Genomic DNA, 20,696 nt, shown 5'->3' with positions numbered 1-20,696 from the left:
GGCCATTCCGATGATCGAACCCAAGCGCGTCTTGCGCGCCCTCGCCGAACACTGGGCCCTGCTTGAGCCACTGTGCGAGCACTTCGACCAAGGCACCTTGAGCCTTGGTGAGCTGCGCACACAACTGGCGGCCCAACAACTGGACAGCACGCCGCAGGACATTACCAGCCTGCTGGACGTGTGGATCCGCCTGGATATCCTGGTGCCTGTCGCCAAGAGCCCGAACCGTTTCGAGCTCAACGCACAGATCCATGACTTCCTCGCTTACCTGCGCAAGGAGCACCGGCTAGGCTTGTGCCTGGAAATCGAAGCCTACCTGCGCCACCTCGAACGCCTGGCCGGTTATATCCAGGATGCCTTCGACATCCGCGACGGACATGATCTGGCCCGCCAACTGAGGTTGCTGGACATGCGCGTGCGCGACGTGCTGAAAAAGCTTGCCAACGATGAGCAGGCCCTGGCCGCCGTGGCCGACCGGGCCAAGACCAGCGACCGGCAAATTCCGTTGCGCCAGCGCTATGCCGAAGTCCTGGCGACCTGGGACGAGTACGTCGAACCGATGATCCAACTGGTGAACGCCGACGGCGCGTTCGAGCAAGGTGTGCGCAAGGTCGAAAACGTCCTGCTGCGCATGCTCACCGAACAGCAGCGCCTCGGTCATCTGGTGGACGACGACATGCTGTTGCGCACCCACGCGCGCATCCTCGAAATGCAGACCAGCGCCCAGTTGACCCTGCGTCATGCCCGGGAACTGCTGCTACCGCTGCGAGAAGAGGCACGCCGGCACAACGCGGTGACCCGTGGCGCAGCATTGGCCTTGTCGGCCATCCGCCGCAAGGGCCTGGACGCGGTACCGCAAGCAGCAATGCCGATGTTTACCCGCCCGCAAAGCACATTCCTTGGCAGTGCCAGTCAGGTCGAAGCCTACGTGTACGCGCTGGCGAATTTCGAGCCCAAGCCTGCGCGCTTCCCCAAGGCCCACAAACTCCACAAGGGCGAAGCCCAGCGTGCGCCGCGCACGGTCAAGGAAATGCTCGAGCGTTGCGAAGACGCGCTGCCAATGCCAGACCTGATGAGCTGGCTGCTGGAGCAGGAACCGGACGGCGCAACCGACGAGTTGCTGTACTGGTTCTCGCGTCTGTCGCGGGAGAAGCGTTTCAAGCGCGAGCGCCTGGAACGCCGGGATTACCATACTCACGAGCACCAGGTCAGCCTGCGCTCATTCGCCCTGCTCCCGGCCAGCCTTGACGCGGCCGAGCATTCTGCGAGCACCCCTCATGCATCTTGATCTATCCGAACTGTCCCAACTGGCACCGATCTTTCGCGAACTGTTCAAGGGTTACCACGTCAGCCGCCGCGACCCGGAGCTGTACGCGCAACTGTCGAACTTCCAGGACCAGTACCGCACGCTGTTCAAGGCCCTGGGCTTTGAGCTGGTATGCGACACCCGTGGTTTCTACTATTTCGTACCGGACACCGCCGTCGCTGCCGCGCAGGTCAACAAGACCGCGCAGCGCCTGGCGCTGTTCACCTTCATCATTGTCGAGCACCTCGCCGACCAGGGCCGTGACCCGATCGCAGTACTCGACGGTGGCAGCCTGGGCCGTGACGAATTGCCGTCCCTGCTGGATAAGTACCGCGACCTGTTTATCCAGGCCGAAGTGCAGACCCAGGAAGAACTCGAAGAAAAAATCATGCGCCGCATGACCCAGCTCGGCTTTGCCAGTGAAGAGAACGGTGCCTATCGCTTCCTGCCGCCGATGCACCGCTTCCTCGACGTTTGCCTCTCGGTCCAGGCAGACCGCGACCTCGCCGCCAGCGTACACAGCGTGCTGCCATTGCCGGCACCGGTGATCATCGACGAAGACAGCGATGAAAAACTGCTCAGGACCGACGACCCGCTGGACCTTAGTGACTTCGCAGAAGAAAGCGAAGAAGACGCGCTGGCCCGTGCCATCGCCGAAGAACAGGAGACTGATGCATGAGCAAGGAACGCTACGGCATTCGCCGCTTCGCCCTTTTGAACACTGCAGGTTACAGTTTGGGTCTGTTCCCGCTGGAAGAGCCTTTGTCGGTGTACGGTGCGAACAACCTGGGCAAATCGGCCTCGATCAACGCCTTGCAGTTCCCGATTCTGGCGCGCATGTCAGACATGAGCTTCGGCAAGTACACTCTGGAACAGTCGCGACGCTTCTACTTTGCCACCGACACCAGCTACATCCTCGTGGAAGTCCTCCTGCCCCACGGTCCGCATGTGATCGGCGTCGTCGGTCGTGGCCCGGGCGGCGGTTTCGGTCACCAGTTCTTTGCCTACGCAGGCAAGCTCGACCTGGCCCACTACCAGAAGAACGACACCTGCCTGCGCCAGAAAGAGCTGTTTACCAACCTGGAGCGCGAAGGCCTGAAAGCCTATGAGCTCAAGCCCGATGAACTGCGGCGCTTGCTGGTGGGCGGCCACACTTCGATCCCGTTGGACCTGACCCTGATTCCGCTGCGCTCTACCAGCGAGCAAAGCCTGAAGACCTTCCGCGCACTGTTTATCAACCTGCTGCATATGCGCGAAATCACTGCGGCCAAGCTCAAGCAACTGTTCCTCGACGCGTTCGAACACAGCCTGCGCTCCGGCAGTGTTGATTACATTGCCGCGTGTGAAGAAGCGTTCCGCGATGTGCGACGCATGGAACAGGACTACAACTCGCTGGTCGCCGCAGGCCCATTGGTCGAGGCGCTGGCTAACGGTGTGAAGCAGCGCGACATCCTGCGCGGTAAATTGCATCGCCTGTCGCCGCTCCTGGATTCGCTGCTGGGCACTTGGTCGGACTACGCCGGTGCGCGCAAGGAAGAGCTGACCATCCAGGCCGAGCATTATCGCAACGAGCAAGACGCCCTGCAGAACGATCAGCGCGGCGGCACTCAGGAGCTGATGCGCCTGGAGCGCGAGATCAGCGGGATTCAGCGTTGGCTGGGAGAGCTGTCGGTACTCAAGCACCGCTTTGCCCTGGTGGATAACGTCAAGGTGCTGGAACAGCAACTGTTGGCGGCCAAGGATGCCCACGATGAATTGGCGGGCGCCCTGGCGCAGTCCCGGCAGTTCAGTGCCGAGGACCTGGACGAACGCTTGCGTGACCTGGAAAAACGCCTGAAGTCGGTCAAGCAGCAGCTGGATCATGCGGACAACAACAGCTACGCCAAGCTGCGCGAGGAGTTTTCACAGCAGGATGTCGAGCGGCTGATGCGTCTGTTCAACAGCTCGTTGTTCAGCCTGCCGCTGGGTGAGCACGGCATCACCCTGGATGAGGATGGCCAGTGGGTGAAGTCGCTGGAACTGATCCTCGATGGCTTCAAGGGCGAACGTTTCGAAGTGCCGGGATTGTCGATCGATATCTCGCACATCGAACCGCCAGCGCTGCAGGCTCTCGCCGATCGCGCGGCATTGCGCGACCAGAAGGAGCGCCTGGAAAAAGAACTCAAGCAACTGAAAACCCAGGCGGCGGTAGTATCTGACCGCGCGGCGAGCAAAACCCAGACGGAAGCGCTGTACCAGCAAGTGCTGGACGCCCAGAAAGCCCTGGAAGATTTCCGCCGCACGCAAACCTTGAGCGCCGAAGAAGGCGAAAAACACGAACAACTGGCGCAGATGGAAGCGGCGCAGGACGAGTTGAAGCGTTCCAGTGATGCTTTTACCGAGCGCGTCCAGCAACTGTCGGCCAAGCTGCAACTGGTGGGCCGCCAGATCGCTGACATGGAAGCCAAGCAACGCACGTTGGATGACGCCTTGCGCCGTCGTCAGTTGCTGCCGGCAGACTTGCCATTCGGTACACCGTTCATGGATCCGGTCGATGACTCCATGGATAACCTGCTGCCGCTGCTCAACGACTATCAGGACAGCTGGCAAGGCCTGTTGCGCGCCGATGGGCAAATCGAAGCACTGTACGCTCAGGTACGCCTCAAGGGCGTGGCCAAGTTCGACAGCGAAGACGATATGGAGCGCCGCCTGCACCTGCTGATCAACGCCTATGCCCACCGCACTGACGAAGCCCTGACGCTGGGCAAGGCACGACGTGCCGCAGTTACCGATATCGCGCGGACACTGCGCAATATTCGCAGCGACTACGACAGCCTCGAGCATCAACTGGCGCTGTTCAACCGAGAGATCAACAAGCGCCAGGTGTCCAACCTGCAAAGCTTCCGTATTGTGCTGGCGCCGAACAAGGAAGCCCTCAAGCATATCGACCAGATTATCCACAGCGCCGGTCAGTATGAAGAAGGCGAAACCCTGTCGGTGTTCGATCTCAGCCAAAGCGCCGAGCAGGACAACAAGAACGAGGAGGCCAAGGAATACCTGGCACGCCTGGTCGCGGCGAACCATAACCAATTGGGCCTCAAGGATCTGTTCGAGCTGGCATTCGAGATCACCAAGGTCAACGGTCAGCCAGTGATCCATACCGACATCGACGGTGCAGCGTCCAACGGCACTACCATGACCATCAAGGCGCTGACCAACATGTACTTGTTGCTGCACTTGATGGATCGCGACCAGGCTGGTCGCGTGCGCCTGCCCTACTACCTTGACGAAGCGGCAGACATCGACGAGAAGAACCAGGCAGCGTTGCTGGAAACCAGTCTGCAACTGGGCTTCGTGCCGATCCTGGCCAGTGTGAAACCACAGGTTTGCGCCCAGGTCGCCATCGACCTGGAGGGTGGCAGCGGGCCGAACGGGATTTACATCGATGAGGCGGACTGGAAATACATTCGCCGCCACGATGTGGTGAAGTCGACGGTAAATGTACAGGCAGATGAGCCAGAGCTCAATGAGGTCTGATCGGCTGCACTGAAATGCAAAAAGGCCGCGATCCATTGGATCGCGGCCTTTTTCATGGGCTTACCTTTACTTACCTAGCGGGATCTTCGGCGCCCAGATCAGCCATTCGTCTTCAAACTTGTCGAACAATGGAAAAGTCTGTTCGGGCAGCGCGCGGTTACCCATGCGTTCACCTTCAGGAGTGGCAAACGCAATACCACCCTGGATCAGGGTTTCCAGCGACTCAGTACGCACGGTCGCCCCTTTGAACAGACCGAAGTCGACACCAAAGCCACTGGTGTTCCAGAAACGGCTTCCGCCGCGTACCAACGGCGCATATTTGGGCTCGATCAGCACATGGATCAACACACGGTCGGCGCTCTGGCCCAGTTCATAACCGGTGACCTTGCCCACGGTGACTTCACGGTAGGTCACCGGCACCCCGACCTTAAGCGAACCGCGACGGGCAGCACTGAGCACCAGGCTCAATCCGGCCTCCGGCACATGGACCTCTGGCGGCTGGGCCAGGGCCACGAAGTTTTTTTGCGGGCCAGCGCTTTTTACCGGTGGCAATACTTCAATGTACTGACCGGTCACCAGCGTCTCCAGGTTCGCGGTTTTCATCAAGCCAAGCTCAGGCTTGACTACCCAGAACTGGCTGCCGGCACGGGCAATTCGCTCGGGCACCTGCGTGATGCGCGCACTGAGCAACACAGACTGCATATCGGCGCTCAAATCGACACTTTCGATCTTGCCCACATCCAGGCCCTTGAAACGGATCGGTGTGCCGGGACTCAGGCCATCGGCCCGATCGACCTTGATCGTCACCAGGGTCCCGCTCTGACTGGCAGCCTCATGATCAGCAAACAGGCGGAAGCGTGGAATGCGGTTCTTCAGTTTCACGTTTTGCTCAGGGGTCTCAAAGGCGATACCTCCAGCCATCAGGCTTTGCAGGGACTCGCTTTTCACCTGGATGCCGCCGGTGAGTCCACCGGTCAAGGTCACGCCGCTGGCATTCCAGAAACGTGTCGAGCCGTTGACCAGCCCTTCATATTCCTTCTCGATATGGACGCCAATCACCAACTGTTTGCGCTTGCGCGAGAACTGATAGCTTTGCACCGAACCGACCTTGACCTGTTTGTAGAGGATCGGGCTTCCGACCTCCAGGGACCCGAGGTTGTCGGTGAGCAAGACGAGGTGCAGGCCAGGTGAGCGCAAGTCCAGTGGCGGGGCTTTGGGACGTGCCTCGAACTCACGCTGGGGAGTGGCGCCTTTATCGCCAGGACGGATAGCGATGTAGTTACCCTTGACCAGGGCTTCCAGGCCGGTGATGCCCGCCAGGGATATGGACGGCTTGACCACCCAGAATTGCGTACCTTCGACCAGATAATCTTCGGCCAGTGGATCCAGGGTCAGTTCGGCGCTGGCGCTGGAAAGGTCGGCATCGACCTTCAGGGCCTTCAAGCTGCCAACCTGGATGCCTTTGTACATTACGGGTGTACGACCTGCTTGCAGCCCTTCGAAGTCACTGAGTTTGACCTTGATCCGGATACCTGCCGCAGCGGCGTCAAAGTCTTCGTACAGACGGAACGGCAGGCTTGGGTCTGTCGGCGGACTGTCCTTGCGATTTTCCGGGGTGGCGAAGGCGATCCCGCCGGATACGATGCTGGCCAGGGATTCGCTGCGAACCTTGACGCCTGACAGGTTGGCGTCGATGCTGATGCCGCTGGCATTCCAGAAACGCGTATGTTTACGCACCAGATTGGCGTAAGTCGGCTCGATGTAGAGCTTGATCTCGACGGTGCTCTGATCGGCGGAGAGCAGGTAGCTTTTAACCTGGCCGACCTGGATCTGCTTGTAGAACACTGGGCTGCCGCGGTCGAGTGAGCCGAGTCGGTCGGCCTTGACGGTCAGGTGCAGGCCGGGCTTGGCGTCGGACAATGGCGGCTCTTCGGAGAGTGCCTTGAACTTGCGGGTGGGTTCGCCATCGCCAGGACTGGCAGCGATGTAGTTACCCGAGACCAGGGTTTCCAGGCCAGTGATCCCGGCCAGGCTCACGCTGGGCTTGACCAGCCAGAAGCGCGTGTTGGACTTGAGGTACTGCTCGACGTCCTTGTTCATCTCGATCGTGGCAATCACCCCACGATTACTGCCCTCATCATCCAGCGCGAGGGTCTTGACCTTGCCCACGGGCATGCCTTTGTAAACCACCTCGGTCTTGTTGACCTGGATCCCTTCACCACTGTCAAAACGTACCTGGATCTCGATACCCGTCTGGCTGTAGGCCCGCCATCCGAGCCAGCCGCCAATCACCAAGGCGATCAGAGGCAGCACCCAAATGGCCGACCAGTTCGAAGCTGGGCGGGTTTTAGCCGTTGGCAAATCAGTCATGGTCGTTGTCCGACTCCGTGTTATCCCAAATCAGTCGGGGATCAAAAGTTACTGCAGCAAGCATCGTCAAAATCACCACGCTGGCGAAAGCCACGGCGCCGAGATTGGCCTCGACACTGGCAAGTCGCCCAAAGTTGACAACCGCCACGAGGATGGCGATCACAAAGATATCCAGCATCGACCAGCGTCCGATGAACTCAATGAAGCGGTACATGATAATGCGTTGCCGGGCGGAAAGCGGCTGATGGCGTTGCACCGAAAAGAGTAACAACCCGATCCCTACCAACTTGAAGGTCGGCACCAGGATACTCGCGACAAACACCACGGCGGCAATGGGGAACATGCCATGCTGAACCAGCTCGATTACACCTGCCATGATGGTACTTGGAGCACCCTGCCCCAGTGAGCTGACCGTCATGATCGGCAACAGGTTAGCCGGGATGTACAAGATCGCGGCAGTAATCAGCAACGCCCAGGTACGCATTAAACTGTTCGGGCGCCGCGCATGGACCAACGCACCGCAACGGGTGCAGGTTTGCTCATCGGCATCAAGCTCTTGCCTGTTCAGTTCGTGACATTCCATACAGATCAGAATGCCTGCATCAATCGCCCGCATGTGCATCCTCTCCAGACAACGCTTGCCAGATCTGGTGAGGCGACATCACCACCTCCAGCAGGACCTGAACTATCAACAAGCTGACAAAACATGCCAGCCCCAGCCCCAGGGTGAGGGACGCCATGTCGGCCAATTTGACGATAGCGACCAGCACGCCCATCAGATAGACCTCAAGCATTCCCCAATCCCGCAGGTGGTGATAAATACGGTAGAGCAACAGGCCATAGCTACGGCCAATGTTCCAACGAATACTGAGCAATACCGCGAGCTGGCAGAGAAGCTTGACCAACGGAATGCCCATGCTGCAAAGGAACACCACCCCGGCAACGCCCTGCATGCCGGTATTAAACAAAGCGACAACGCCACTCCAGACCGTGTCCTCAGAGGACTGCCCGAGCAGATTGAGCTGCATGACAGGTAGAAAGTTCGCAGGGACGTACAGCAGCAGGGCCGCGAGCACCAAGGCTAGGCTTCGTTCGATGACATTGTGGCGATGGGCATACAGCTCATAACCACAGCGTGGGCATTGGGCTTTTTCACCGTGGGCAAGCTCTGGCTTACGCATCAGCAAGTCGCACTCGTGGCACGCCACCAAGTCATCGAGCGGCAAATCCGACACCTTTAGGGTATCAACCGGATCGGGCATATAGGGCTCGAACTCTAAAAATGATTAGGGGCCTATTCTAGTGTTCTGGCTCGGAAATAACTGTGCAAATTTGTCGGCACTACACAGAGTGGTCTGCCGCCACTTTTCGACCATGCAAAACAAAACCCCACCTGCTTTCGCAAATGGGGTTTCGGAATTTAATCTTGACGATGACCTACTCTCACATGGGGAAACCCCACACTACCATCGGCGATGCATCGTTTCACTACTGAGTTCGGGATGGGATCAGGTGGTTCCAATGCTCTATGGTCGTCAAGAAATTCGGGTACTGAGTCGTGACCAGATGGCCTCGCTTCAGCAAATTGGGTATGTGACAGCGTTCGGTGTTTTGTGAGCGCAAACTTTCGGTTTGTATCGTCTTCACACACCGCAATCTGATGCTCTTTCGAGTACTCAAATTGCTTGGGTGTTATATGGTCAAGCCTCACGGGCAATTAGTATTGGTTAGCTCAACGCCTCACAGCGCTTACACACCCAACCTATCAACGTCGTAGTCTTCGACGGCCCTTCAGGGAACTCAAGGTTCCAGTGAGATCTCATCTTGAGGCTAGTTTCCCGCTTAGATGCTTTCAGCGGTTATCTATTCCGAACATAGCTACCCGGCAATGCCACTGGCGTGACAACCGGAACACCAGAGGTTCGTCCACTCCGGTCCTCTCGTACTAGGAGCAGCCCCTCTCAAATCTCAAACGTCCACGGCAGATAGGGACCGAACTGTCTCACGACGTTCTAAACCCAGCTCGCGTACCACTTTAAATGGCGAACAGCCATACCCTTGGGACCGGCTTCAGCCCCAGGATGTGATGAGCCGACATCGAGGTGCCAAACACCGCCGTCGATATGAACTCTTGGGCGGTATCAGCCTGTTATCCCCGGAGTACCTTTTATCCGTTGAGCGATGGCCCTTCCATACAGAACCACCGGATCACTAAGACCTACTTTCGTACCTGCTCGACGTGTCTGTCTCGCAGTCAAGCGCGCTTTTGCCTTTATACTCTACGACCGATTTCCGACCGGTCTGAGCGCACCTTCGTACTCCTCCGTTACTCTTTAGGAGGAGACCGCCCCAGTCAAACTACCCACCATACACTGTCCTCGATCCGGATAACGGACCTGAGTTAGAACCTCAAAGTTGCCAGGGTGGTATTTCAAGGTTGGCTCCACGCGAACTGGCGTCCACGCTTCAAAGCCTCCCACCTATCCTACACAAGCAAATTCAAAGTCCAGTGCAAAGCTATAGTAAAGGTTCACGGGGTCTTTCCGTCTAGCCGCGGATACACTGCATCTTCACAGCGATTTCAATTTCACTGAGTCTCGGGTGGAGACAGCGCCGCCATCGTTACGCCATTCGTGCAGGTCGGAACTTACCCGACAAGGAATTTCGCTACCTTAGGACCGTTATAGTTACGGCCGCCGTTTACCGGGGCTTCGATCAAGAGCTTCGCGTTAGCTAACCCCATCAATTAACCTTCCGGCACCGGGCAGGCGTCACACCCTATACGTCCACTTTCGTGTTTGCAGAGTGCTGTGTTTTTAATAAACAGTCGCAGCGGCCTGGTATCTTCGACCGGCATGAGCTTACGGAGCAAGTCCTTCACCCTCACCGGCGCACCTTCTCCCGAAGTTACGGTGCCATTTTGCCTAGTTCCTTCACCCGAGTTCTCTCAAGCGCCTTGGTATTCTCTACCCAACCACCTGTGTCGGTTTGGGGTACGGTTCCTGGTTACCTGAAGCTTAGAAGCTTTTCTTGGAAGCATGGCATCAACCACTTCGTCATCTAAAAGATGACTCGTCATCAGCTCTCGGCCTTAGAATCCCGGATTTACCTAAGATTCCAGCCTACCACCTTAAACTTGGACAACCAACGCCAAGCTGGCCTAGCCTTCTCCGTCCCTCCATCGCAATAACCAGAAGTACAGGAATATTAACCTGTTTTCCATCGACTACGCTTTTCAGCCTCGCCTTAGGGACCGACTAACCCTGCGTCGATTAACGTTGCGCAGGAAACCTTGGTCTTTCGGCGTGGGTGTTTTTCACACCCATTGTCGTTACTCATGTCAGCATTCGCACTTCTGATACCTCCAGCAAGCTTCTCAACTCACCTTCACAGGCTTACAGAACGCTCCTCTACCGCATCATCCTAAGATGATACCCGTAGCTTCGGTGTATGGTTTGAGCCCCGTTACATCTTCCGCGCAGGCCGACTCGACTAGTGAGCTATTACGCTTTCTTTAAAGGGTGGCTGCTTCTAAGCCAACCTCCTAGCTGTCTAAGCCTTCCCACATCGTTTCCCACTTAACCATAACTTTGGGACCTTAGCTGACGGTCTGGGTTGTTTCCCTTTTCACGACGGACGTTAGCACCCGCCGTGTGTCTCCCATGCTCGGCACTTGTAGGTATTCGGAGTTTGCATCGGTTTGGTAAGTCGGGATGACCCCCTAGCCGAAACAGTGCTCTACCCCCTACAGTGATACATGAGGCGCTACCTAAATAGCTTTCGAGGAGAACCAGCTATCTCCGAGCTTGATTAGCCTTTCACTCCGATCCACAGGTCATCCGCTAACTTTTCAACGGTAGTCGGTTCGGTCCTCCAGTTAGTGTTACCCAACCTTCAACCTGCCCATGGATAGATCGCCCGGTTTCGGGTCTATTCCCAGCGACTAGACGCCCTATTAAGACTCGCTTTCGCTACGCCTCCCCTATTCGGTTAAGCTCGCCACTGAAAATAAGTCGCTGACCCATTATACAAAAGGTACGCAGTCACCCAACAAAGTGGGCTCCCACTGCTTGTACGCATACGGTTTCAGGATCTATTTCACTCCCCTCTCCGGGGTTCTTTTCGCCTTTCCCTCACGGTACTAGTTCACTATCGGTCAGTCAGTAGTATTTAGCCTTGGAGGATGGTCCCCCCATATTCAGACAAAGTTTCTCGTGCTCCGTCCTACTCGATTTCATGACTAAGAGATTTTCGCGTACAGGGCTATCACCCACTATGGCCGCACTTTCCAGAGCGTTCCGCTAATCTCAAAGCCACTTAAGGGCTAGTCCCCGTTCGCTCGCCACTACTAAGGGAATCTCGGTTGATTTCTTTTCCTCAGGGTACTTAGATGTTTCAGTTCCCCTGGTTCGCCTCTTGCACCTATGTATTCAGTACAAGATAACCATCTTATGATGGCTGGGTTCCCCCATTCAGACATCTCCGGATCAAAGTCTGTTTGCCGACTCCCCGAAGCTTTTCGCAGGCTACCACGTCTTTCATCGCCTCTGACTGCCAAGGCATCCACCGTATGCGCTTCTTCACTTGACCATATAACCCCAAGCAATCTGGTTATACTGTGAAGACAACATTCGCCGAAAATTCGCAATTACTCACAAATTTTACCTTAGCCTGATCCGTTACCAGTGAAAGTAACGTCCAGTCTATCTTTCTATCACATACCCAAATTTTTAAAGAACGATCTAATCAAAGACTAGAAATCAATATTCGCTTAAGAATATTCATTTCTAAACTCTAACAAGTAGAAGCAGTTAATGGTGGAGCCAAACGGGATCGAACCGTTGACCTCCTGCGTGCAAGGCAGGCGCTCTCCCAGCTGAGCTATGGCCCCGCTTTTTAACGGGTTGCGACACTAAAATTGGTGGGTCTGGGCAGATTCGAACTGCCGACCTCACCCTTATCAGGGGTGCGCTCTAACCAACTGAGCTACAGACCCAATTTTGATGCGTTACGCAATCAAACTTGAAGCTTGTAGCTTAAAGCTTGAAGCTGCTTCTATCGTCTTCTTCAATGAATCAAGCAATTCGTGTGGGAACTTATGGAGCAGCTGATGTCGTCGATTAAGGAGGTGATCCAGCCGCAGGTTCCCCTACGGCTACCTTGTTACGACTTCACCCCAGTCATGAATCACACCGTGGTAACCGTCCTCCCGAAGGTTAGACTAGCTACTTCTGGTGCAACCCACTCCCATGGTGTGACGGGCGGTGTGTACAAGGCCCGGGAACGTATTCACCGCGACATTCTGATTCGCGATTACTAGCGATTCCGACTTCACGCAGTCGAGTTGCAGACTGCGATCCGGACTACGATCGGTTTTGTGGGATTAGCTCCACCTCGCGGCTTGGCAACCCTCTGTACCGACCATTGTAGCACGTGTGTAGCCCAGGCCGTAAGGGCCATGATGACTTGACGTCATCCCCACCTTCCTCCGGTTTGTCACCGGCAGTCTCCTTAGAGTGCCCACCATGACGTGCTGGTAACTAAGGACAAGGGTTGCGCTCGTTACGGGACTTAACCCAACATCTCACGACACGAGCTGACGACAGCCATGCAGCACCTGTCTCAATGTTCCCGAAGGCACCAATCTATCTCTAGAAAGTTCATTGGATGTCAAGGCCTGGTAAGGTTCTTCGCGTTGCTTCGAATTAAACCACATGCTCCACCGCTTGTGCGGGCCCCCGTCAATTCATTTGAGTTTTAACCTTGCGGCCGTACTCCCCAGGCGGTCAACTTAATGCGTTAGCTGCGCCACTAAGAGCTCAAGGCTCCCAACGGCTAGTTGACATCGTTTACGGCGTGGACTACCAGGGTATCTAATCCTGTTTGCTCCCCACGCTTTCGCACCTCAGTGTCAGTATCAGTCCAGGTGGTCGCCTTCGCCACTGGTGTTCCTTCCTATATCTACGCATTTCACCGCTACACAGGAAATTCCACCACCCTCTACCATACTCTAGTCAGTCAGTTTTGAATGCAGTTCCCAGGTTGAGCCCGGGGATTTCACATCCAACTTAACAAACCACCTACGCGCGCTTTACGCCCAGTAATTCCGATTAACGCTTGCACCCTCTGTATTACCGCGGCTGCTGGCACAGAGTTAGCCGGTGCTTATTCTGTCGGTAACGTCAAAATTGCAGAGTATTAATCTACAACCCTTCCTCCCAACTTAAAGTGCTTTACAATCCGAAGACCTTCTTCACACACGCGGCATGGCTGGATCAGGCTTTCGCCCATTGTCCAATATTCCCCACTGCTGCCTCCCGTAGGAGTCTGGACCGTGTCTCAGTTCCAGTGTGACTGATCATCCTCTCAGACCAGTTACGGATCGTCGCCTTGGTGAGCCATTACCCCACCAACTAGCTAATCCGACCTAGGCTCATCTGATAGCGCAAGGCCCGAAGGTCCCCTGCTTTCTCCCGTAGGACGTATGCGGTATTAGCGTCCGTTTCCGAACGTTATCCCCCACTACCAGGCAGATTCCTAGGCATTACTCACCCGTCCGCCGCTCTCAAGAGAAGCAAGCTTCTCTCTACCGCTCGACTTGCATGTGTTAGGCCTGCCGCCAGCGTTCAATCTGAGCCATGATCAAACTCTTCAGTTCAAACATCTTTGGGTTTTTAAGAAACCCTAAACTTGGCTCAGCAATCGTTGGTTACATCTTTGATTTCTCGCGGAGTAACTTGTGATGCTGATAATCTTGTTGACTATCAGTCTGACTCCACAAGCACCCACACGAATTGCTTGATTCAGTTGTTAAAGAGCGGTTGGTTAAGATCTTTCGTCTCAACCGAGGCGCGCATTCTACAGCAGCCTCTGTTGCTGTCAAGCGGTTATTTTAAGAAGTTTTCAAAGTTTCCTCTGCAACTTCAACCACTTGCGCTTCCGATCTCTCGTTAGCGGGAGGCGAATTCTACAGCGTTACACGCTGCTGTCAACACCTCTTTTTCTCCGCTTTCGACCGAGAAGATCGAACCGTTAATAGAGCCAAACAACCTTGCTCTACCAACTCCTTCCAGGCTTCGATGATCTGAAGCAGGTCGCTGTCGAATTCCGCATAACTCTTTGTTTACCAAGGAGTTTTCCGTTTCGACTGCGCCGGAAGTGGGGCGAATTATAGACAGATATAAATCGCCGTCAACAGTTAATTACGCTTTTATTGCCCAAAGCACTTATTTGGCCGTCAAACGCGGAATTCGGCGCATTACCGGGGGCAAACGAAGCATCAGAAGCAGCGCACCTATAGATGCATAAATAGCCCACTCCTTCAGATCTGCCCGAACGATCCATAACATATGCAACAGGCCAAGCCCCAGAATCACATAGACCAAGCGATGCAGCTTTTTCCAGCGCGCGCCCAGCCTGCGCTGACTATACCGGTTCGAAGTCACCGCCAACGCCAAGAGCCCCATAAACCCCAGCGCCCCGACAATAATGTATGGGCGCTTAAGCAGCTCGACACCCAGTTGCGACCAATCAAGACCCAGGATAAACACACAGTAAGCCGCCAAATGCAGCACCGCATAAGTGAAACACCACAACCCCAACTGGCGGCGTACGGCAATCCACCCCGCCCAACCGCTCAACTTTTGCAGCGGAGTCATGCTCAAGGTCACCAGCAACAAAATCAGCACACCCAACCCCAGCCGATCTACCAGCACTTTTCCTGGGTCAGGCCCGAGCGCAAGGTTCCACGCTTCATATAACCAAAGCAACGGCCATACTGCTGCCGCGACGAAGACGCCGAAACGCCAGACCGGATAACGCATCAATAGTTCTTCCGCAGGTCAAGGCCGGTATAAAGAGAAGCGACTTCTTCGGCGTAACCGTTGAACATCTGCGTCTCCCGCACGTTAGGACTGAACAACCCACTCGGTAATCGACGCTCCCGCGCCTGCGTCCAACGCGGGTGATCAACCGTGGGGTTAACATTGGCATAGAAGCCATATTCATCCGCGGCTATGCTTTGCCAAGTAGTTTTCGGCTGCTCGCTGACCAGGCTGATACGCACAATGGACTTGATGCTCTTGAAGCCGTACTTCCAAGGCACGACCAATCGCAACGGCGCACCATTCTGATTTGGCAGCTCGCGACCGTACATCCCGACCGCCAGGATCGCCAAAGGATTCATCGCCTCATCCAGACGCAACCCTTCTATATAAGGCCAATCGATCAGCGCAAAACCGGATCGTTGCCCTGGCATACTTTTCGGGTCCTGCAACGTCTCAAAGCGGATGTACCTGGCCTTGGATGTCGGCTCGACCTGCTTGAGCAATGCCGAAATCGGAAACCCGATCCACGGAATAACCATCGACCACGCCTCGACACAGCGCAAACGGTAGATTCGCTCTTCCAATTGATAGGGCTTCATGAAGTCCTCCAAGGCATAACGCCCCGGCTTCGCGACCTCACCATCGATTACTACGCTCCAGGGGTCGGTCTTGAGTGATCCTGAATTGGCAGCCGGATCCCCTTTGTCAGTCCCGAACTCATAGAAGTTGTTGTAATGGGTCGCGTCCTTGAACGGTGTAATAGCCTCGTCCTTGACGGTAATTGCTTGCCACTTTGTGTCAGGCAGCTTTTCGACAAACCAGCCAGGAGCCTTGCCAGGCTCTACATCGGAATAACGCGCCGCGTCGTCGGCACTGGCCCAACGAGGAAGGCTACTCGCAGCGACACCAACCAGCGCTCCGCCGAGGAGGCTGCGGCGAGAAAAATAGAGGGATTCGGGGGTTACTTCCGACTCGTGACAATCGGAAGTTTTTGGCACTTTGATCAACATGGCAACTCCGCAGTCCTGGAGGGTTATGCACCAATAGACTGCGGAGTATGGGAGAAATTACATTAAGACAACGTTTTGCGCCGGCGAAGATGCAGCAAGTATTGCACCGGGCCAGACGCTGCATAAGCGAGGAATACCAAGAGCAGGATACGCGGCGGGTCACTGAAGACCACTGCAAATACCAGGACCACCGCAAGAATGGCCACAAATGGCACGCGGCCCTTAAGGTCCAGCTCCTTGAAGCTGTTGTACTTGATATTACTGACCATCAGCATTCCCGCTGCCGCCACCATCAAGGCCACCAGGAACGACATCTTGGAGCCCTGGATCCCGTAGTCACTGAACGCCCAGACAATACCCGCCACCACGCCCGCCGCAGCCGGACTCGCCAAGCCGATGAAGTAGCGCTTATCCGCCGTCCCCACCTGCGTGTTGAAACGAGCCAACCGCAATGCCGCGCCCGCCACATAGATAAAGGCAACCATCCAACCGACCTTGCCCATATCCCCCAGCGCCCAGGCAAATGCCAGCAGCGCCGGCGCAACACCAAAGGCAACCATGTCCGATAGCGAATCATATTCGGCGCCAAAAGCACTCTGGGTATTGGTCATCCGGGCCACGCGCCCGTCCAGGCCATCAAGGACCATGGCAACGAAGATCGCAATCGCGGCGAAACCGAAATACTTGCTCGCACTGGCGGCATCACCGGCTGCCAGGGCGCTTTGGGCGCTCATGGAGTTGATGATGGAATAGAAGCCGGCAAACAGGTTCGCCGTGGTGAACAGGTTGGGCAGAAGATAGATACCACGGTGCCGGACTTTACGGCCTTCAGCGTCATGCCCTTCTTCGACATGCTCATCTATCGGCAGCAGGCTTTCGGCGTCAGAGGCCTGGTTTGGCTCTTCGGGACGTTCGCTCATGGACTTTACCTTGCAACGGTGTGAAAAAATTCGACAGACATTTACGGCATATGTTCGACCGCAAACGATGCAGCTTTATACCAGAAGCTGCCCTCCAAACGAAAAAACGCGGCCTAAGCCGCGTTTTCTCTTGATGCGTACGACTTAGTTCTTGGCTTTGTCGACAATCTTGTTGGCGCCGATCCACGGCATCATGGAGCGCAGTTGCTCACCAATGATTTCGATACCATGGGCAGCATTGTTACGGCGCTTGGCGGTCATCGAAGGATAGCCGGTGGCACCTTCGCTGATGAACATTTTGGCGTATTCGCCGTCCTGAATACGTTTCAGGGCGTTGCGCATCGCCTGGCGGGACTCAGCGTTGATCACTTCCGGACCCGTCACGTACTCACCGTATTCGGCGTTGTTGGAGATCGAGTAGTTCATGTTGGCGATACCGCCTTCGTACATGAGGTCAACGATCAACTTCAGTTCGTGCAAGCACTCGAAATAAGCCATTTCTGGCGCGTAGCCAGCTTCAACCAGGGTTTCGAAACCGGCTTTGACCAGTTCGACGGTACCGCCGCACAGAACAGCTTGCTCGCCGAACAAGTCGGTTTCGGTCTCGTCCTTGAAGGTGGTTTCGATGATGCCGGTACGACCGCCACCAACGCCGGCAGCGTAGGACAGCGCAACGTTTTTCGCGTTGCCCGAGGCGTCCTGGTAGATCGCGATCAGGTCAGGGATACCGCCGCCTTTGACGAATTCGGAACGTACGGTGTGACCTGGCGCTTTTGGCGCGATCATGATCACATCAAGGTCGGCACGCGGAACAACCTGGTTGTAGTGAATCGCGAAGCCGTGGGAGAAGGCCAGGGTGGCGCCCTTCTTGATGTTCGGCTCGATTTCGTTCTTGTACAGGGACGATTGGAACTCGTCCGGGGTCAGGATCATGACCAGGTCGGCAGCTGCAACCGCGGAAGCAACGTCAGTCACTTTCAGGCCGTGGGCTTCTGCCTTGGCAACAGTGGCCGAGCCTTTGCGCAGACCCACAGTCACGTCGACGCCGGAATCTTTCAGGTTGCACGCTTGAGCATGGCCCTGGGAACCGTAACCAATGATGGCGACTTTTTTGCCCTGGATGATCGACAGGTCACAATCTTTATCGTAATAAACTTTCATGAGGTTCCTCTATATATCCAGGCCGTAAGGCCATTCGCTAATTTGGGTTAAATGCTGAGTACTTTGTCGCCACGGGCAATCCCGGTGACACCACTGCGTACGGTTTCCAGAATCGAGGCCGTCCCGATCGACTGGATGAAGCTGTCCAGCTTGTCGCTTGTACCGGTCAGTTGCACGGTATAAACGCTGGCACTCACATCGACGATCTGCCCGCGATAAATATCGGTGGTGCGTTTTATCTCGGCACGTTGGGCCCCCGTGGCCTTGACCTTAACCAGCATCAACTCACGTTCGATGTGGGCGCTTTCCGATAAGTCGACCAGCTTGACCACTTCGATCAGCTTGTTGAGGTTCTTGGTGATCTGCTCGATCACCTCGTCATGCCCTACCGTAGTCAATGTCAGACGAGACAGAGTCGGGTCTTCGGTGGGTGCCACGGTCAGGCTTTCGATGTTGTAGTTGCGCTGCGAAAACAGGCCGACCACACGAGACAGAGCGCCCGGTTCGTTCTCCAGAAGCAGGGAGATAATGTGCCGCATGATTAGGTACGCTCCGTCTTGTTCAGCCACATGTCGCGCATAGAGCCGTCTTTGATCTGCATCGGGTAGACGTGCTCGCTGGTGTCGACCTTGATATCGATGAACACCAGGCGATCCTTCATGGCAAACGCCTCTTCCATCTTCGGCTTCAGATCCTTCAAATCGGTGATGCGAATACCGACGTGGCCATAGGCTTCAACCAGCTTGACGAAGTCAGGCAACGATTCCATGTAGGAATGCGAGTGACGGCTGCCGTAGCTCATGTCCTGCCACTGGCGAACCATACCCAGCACACCATTGTTCAGGCAGACGATCTTAACCGGCAGACCATATTGCAGGCACGTGGACAGCTCCTGGATGTTCATCTGGATACTGCCTTCACCCGTGACGCACGCCACATCAGTGTCCGGGAAGCTCAGCTTCACACCCATCGCCGCCGGAAAACCAAAGCCCATCGTGCCAAGGCCGCCGGAGTTGATCCAACGGTTAGGTTTGTCGAACTTGTAGTACTGCGCCGCGAACATCTGGTGCTGGCCCACGTCCGAAGTCACGAAGGCATCGCCCTTGGTCACTTCGCACAAGGTTTCGATCACGGTTTGTGGCTTGATGATGCTGCCATCGCCCTTGTCATAGGGGAACAGGCCGCGGTCACCGCGCCATTCGTCAATCTGCTTCCACCAACTGGCGACAGAATCCTTGTTCGGTGTTTCGCCGATGTCCTTGAGCGCCGCGACCATTTCGGTCAACACGCTTTCCACCGGGCCCACGATTGGCACATCGGCCTTGATGGTTTTGGAGATGGACGCCGGGTCAATGTCGATATGGATAATCTTGGCATTCGGGCAGAACTTGCTCGCGCCATTGATTACCCGGTCGTCAAACCGCGCACCCACAGCCAGAATCACATCGGCATGGTGCATGGTCAGGTTGGCGGTGTAACTGCCGTGCATCCCGAGCATGCCAACGAACTGACGGTCCGAGCCCGGGAATGCGCCCAAGCCCATCAGCGTGTTGGTTACCGGCAGATTGAGCATCTTGGCCAATTCGGTCAGTGGCGCGGAACCACCACCCAGAATCACGCCGCCACCCGAGTAGAGCACCGGACGCTTGGCCGCCAGCAGCATTTCTGCCGCCTTGCGGATCTGACCCGAGTGCCCACGAACGGCCGGGCTGTAGGAGCGCAGCTTGGCTTTTTTCGGAAAAATGTATTCGAATTTTTCCGCAGGATTGGTCATGTCCTTCGGAATATCCACCACCACAGGGCCCGGGCGACCGGACTGCGCAAGGTAGAACGCCTTTTTCATGACGTCAGGGATTTCCGAAGCATGCTTGATCATGAAGCTGTGTTTCACGATCGGCCGGGAAATACCGATCATGTCGGTTTCCTGGAATGCATCGGTACCGACCATGGTGCTTGCCACCTGGCCAGAAATGATCACCATCGGAATGGAGTCCATATACGCAGTCGCGATACCGGTGATGGCATTGGTCGCGCCAGGGCCGGAAGTCACCAGTACTACACCGGCTTTACCGGTGGCACGGGCATAACCGTCAGCCATATGGGTCGCGGCCTGTTCGTGGCGAACCAGGATGTGGGTAACAGCAGGTTCCTTGAACAGTGCGTCGTAGACATGCAGCAGAGCACCACCTGGGTACCCATAGATATAATCGACGCCTTCGTCACGCAAAAAGCGGACGAGCATCTCACCGCCAGATAAAAGCTCCACGTTGTTCACCTCTAAAACGCCAGAATACCGTCCGTTGAAAACCGACGGGTCTTAATAGGTTTACTTCTCAACAGAGCATGAGCGACGGTGGTCGCCGACTACGTCAGCACTGACTGAGCAAGTATTGGGAGCGTCCCAAGTGTTGCGGGATTTTCCCACCCAGCGCGAGGTAACGCGTTGCGGGTGTTACAGGTCGGCGCGGATATGCACCTCATGATCTGCTGAGTGGGTCTGCTTCTGGCAGTCCCTCTACAGCGGCCATTGGATTCTTGTGTTTCAGCCTCTTCAAGTCAAGCAATAATTGCGCTTTTTTACGACTAA

The 20,696-nt window shown here is 55.8% G+C and carries 12 protein-coding genes, 2 tRNA genes and 3 rRNA genes; 3 read left to right on the top strand and 14 right to left on the bottom strand.

Going from position 1 to position 20,696, the window contains the following annotated elements:
- Window positions 1–10: 10 nt before the first annotated feature.
- Genes mksB through mksF form a run of 3 tightly spaced genes read left to right on the top strand, consistent with a single transcriptional unit; the run spans window position 11 to window position 4,822 of the window.
- Window positions 11–1,288: an Mks condensin complex protein MksB gene (mksB, locus tag OQ460_RS04180; protein ID WP_410021923.1), complete on the top strand. Its 1,278-nt coding sequence runs from the start codon at window positions 11–13 to the stop codon at window positions 1,286–1,288.
- Window positions 1,278–1,985 carry an Mks condensin complex protein MksE gene (gene mksE, locus OQ460_RS04175; RefSeq protein WP_410020625.1) on the top strand — a complete coding sequence of 236 codons (708 nt, stop codon included), beginning with the start codon at window positions 1,278–1,280 and terminating at the stop codon, window positions 1,983–1,985. The genes mksB and mksE overlap by 11 nt, the downstream gene beginning before the upstream one ends.
- Entirely contained in the window at window positions 1,982–4,822 is a 2,841-nt protein-coding gene (gene mksF, locus OQ460_RS04170; protein WP_410020624.1) for an Mks condensin complex protein MksF, read from the top strand. The genes mksE and mksF overlap by 4 nt, the downstream gene beginning before the upstream one ends.
- 66 nt (window positions 4,823–4,888) lie before the next feature.
- On the opposite strand, the gene OQ460_RS04165 is transcribed toward mksF, so the two are convergent.
- From OQ460_RS04165 to OQ460_RS04100, 14 genes are all read right to left on the bottom strand, one after another.
- Window positions 4,889–7,192, bottom strand: coding sequence for a PqiB family protein (locus OQ460_RS04165; protein WP_410020623.1), 2,304 nt, complete (start codon window positions 7,190–7,192; stop codon window positions 4,889–4,891).
- Complete coding sequence (locus OQ460_RS04160) at window positions 7,185–7,808, bottom strand: paraquat-inducible protein A (RefSeq protein ID WP_410020622.1); 624 nt, start codon at window positions 7,806–7,808, stop codon at window positions 7,185–7,187. Before OQ460_RS04160 ends, OQ460_RS04165 begins: the two co-directional genes overlap by 8 nt.
- Window positions 7,795–8,454: a paraquat-inducible protein A gene (locus OQ460_RS04155; protein WP_410020621.1), complete on the bottom strand. Its 660-nt coding sequence runs from the start codon at window positions 8,452–8,454 to the stop codon at window positions 7,795–7,797. Before OQ460_RS04155 ends, OQ460_RS04160 begins: the two co-directional genes overlap by 14 nt.
- Before the next feature lie 162 nt (window positions 8,455–8,616).
- Window positions 8,617–8,732: ribosomal RNA gene (gene rrf / locus OQ460_RS04150) — 5S ribosomal RNA — on the bottom strand.
- 156 nt (window positions 8,733–8,888) lie between these two features.
- Window positions 8,889–11,782, bottom strand: a 23S ribosomal RNA gene (locus OQ460_RS04145).
- 225 nt (window positions 11,783–12,007) lie between these two features.
- Window positions 12,008–12,083 (bottom strand) — tRNA-Ala (locus OQ460_RS04140).
- A gap of 28 nt (window positions 12,084–12,111) precedes the next feature.
- Window positions 12,112–12,188 (bottom strand) — tRNA-Ile (locus OQ460_RS04135).
- A 125-nt stretch (window positions 12,189–12,313) separates the two neighbouring features.
- Window positions 12,314–13,850 (bottom strand): 16S ribosomal RNA (locus OQ460_RS04130).
- The 16S, 23S and 5S rRNA genes sit together here with 2 tRNA genes alongside, the layout of an rRNA operon.
- A 568-nt stretch (window positions 13,851–14,418) precedes the next feature.
- A complete protein-coding gene (gene msrQ, locus OQ460_RS04125; protein ID WP_410020620.1) occupies window positions 14,419–15,015 on the bottom strand; it encodes a protein-methionine-sulfoxide reductase heme-binding subunit MsrQ in 597 nt (198 codons plus the stop codon).
- Window positions 15,015–16,028 (bottom strand): protein-methionine-sulfoxide reductase catalytic subunit MsrP, encoded by a 1,014-nt coding sequence (gene msrP / locus OQ460_RS04120; RefSeq protein ID WP_410020619.1) that lies wholly within the window; start codon window positions 16,026–16,028, stop codon window positions 15,015–15,017. Before msrP ends, msrQ begins: the two co-directional genes overlap by 1 nt.
- A gap of 62 nt (window positions 16,029–16,090) precedes the next feature.
- Complete coding sequence (gene pssA, locus OQ460_RS04115) at window positions 16,091–16,948, bottom strand: CDP-diacylglycerol--serine O-phosphatidyltransferase (RefSeq protein WP_410020618.1); 858 nt, start codon at window positions 16,946–16,948, stop codon at window positions 16,091–16,093.
- Between the two features lie 144 nt (window positions 16,949–17,092).
- A complete protein-coding gene (gene ilvC / locus OQ460_RS04110) occupies window positions 17,093–18,109 on the bottom strand; it encodes a ketol-acid reductoisomerase (RefSeq protein ID WP_160088600.1) in 1,017 nt (338 codons plus the stop codon).
- Between the two features lie 47 nt (window positions 18,110–18,156).
- Window positions 18,157–18,648, bottom strand: coding sequence for an acetolactate synthase small subunit (gene ilvN, locus OQ460_RS04105; protein ID WP_003176102.1), 492 nt, complete (start codon window positions 18,646–18,648; stop codon window positions 18,157–18,159).
- A gap of 2 nt (window positions 18,649–18,650) precedes the next feature.
- Entirely contained in the window at window positions 18,651–20,375 is a 1,725-nt protein-coding gene (locus OQ460_RS04100) for an acetolactate synthase 3 large subunit (RefSeq protein ID WP_410020617.1), read from the bottom strand.
- Between the last annotated feature and the right edge of the window lie 321 nt (window positions 20,376–20,696).

The organism is Pseudomonas imrae (assembly GCF_046352735.2).
Lineage (GTDB): Bacteria > Pseudomonadota > Gammaproteobacteria > Pseudomonadales > Pseudomonadaceae > Aquipseudomonas > Aquipseudomonas imrae.
This window is presented reverse-complemented; position numbering and strand designations above follow the sequence as displayed.

What these genes read in the sequence shown, in the direction of transcription:
- msrQ (WP_410020620.1), bottom strand. Translation starts at nt 15,015, where the DNA reads ATGCGTTATCCGGTCTGGCGTTTCGGCGTCTTCGTCGCGGCAGCAGTA.
- ilvN (WP_003176102.1), bottom strand. Translation starts at nt 18,648, where the DNA reads ATGCGGCACATTATCTCCCTGCTTCTGGAGAACGAACCGGGCGCTCTG.
- OQ460_RS04155 (WP_410020621.1), bottom strand. Translation starts at nt 8,454, where the DNA reads ATGCCCGATCCGGTTGATACCCTAAAGGTGTCGGATTTGCCGCTCGAT.
- pssA (WP_410020618.1), bottom strand. Translation starts at nt 16,948, where the DNA reads ATGAGCGAACGTCCCGAAGAGCCAAACCAGGCCTCTGACGCCGAAAGC.
- mksB (WP_410021923.1), top strand. Translation starts at nt 11, where the DNA reads ATGATCGAACCCAAGCGCGTCTTGCGCGCCCTCGCCGAACACTGGGCC.
- OQ460_RS04165 (WP_410020623.1), bottom strand. Translation starts at nt 7,192, where the DNA reads ATGACTGATTTGCCAACGGCTAAAACCCGCCCAGCTTCGAACTGGTCG.
- mksF (WP_410020624.1), top strand. Translation starts at nt 1,982, where the DNA reads ATGAGCAAGGAACGCTACGGCATTCGCCGCTTCGCCCTTTTGAACACT.
- ilvC (WP_160088600.1), bottom strand. Translation starts at nt 18,109, where the DNA reads ATGAAAGTTTATTACGATAAAGATTGTGACCTGTCGATCATCCAGGGC.
- OQ460_RS04160 (WP_410020622.1), bottom strand. Translation starts at nt 7,808, where the DNA reads ATGCGGGCGATTGATGCAGGCATTCTGATCTGTATGGAATGTCACGAA.
- msrP (WP_410020619.1), bottom strand. Translation starts at nt 16,028, where the DNA reads ATGTTGATCAAAGTGCCAAAAACTTCCGATTGTCACGAGTCGGAAGTA.
- mksE (WP_410020625.1), top strand. Translation starts at nt 1,278, where the DNA reads ATGCATCTTGATCTATCCGAACTGTCCCAACTGGCACCGATCTTTCGC.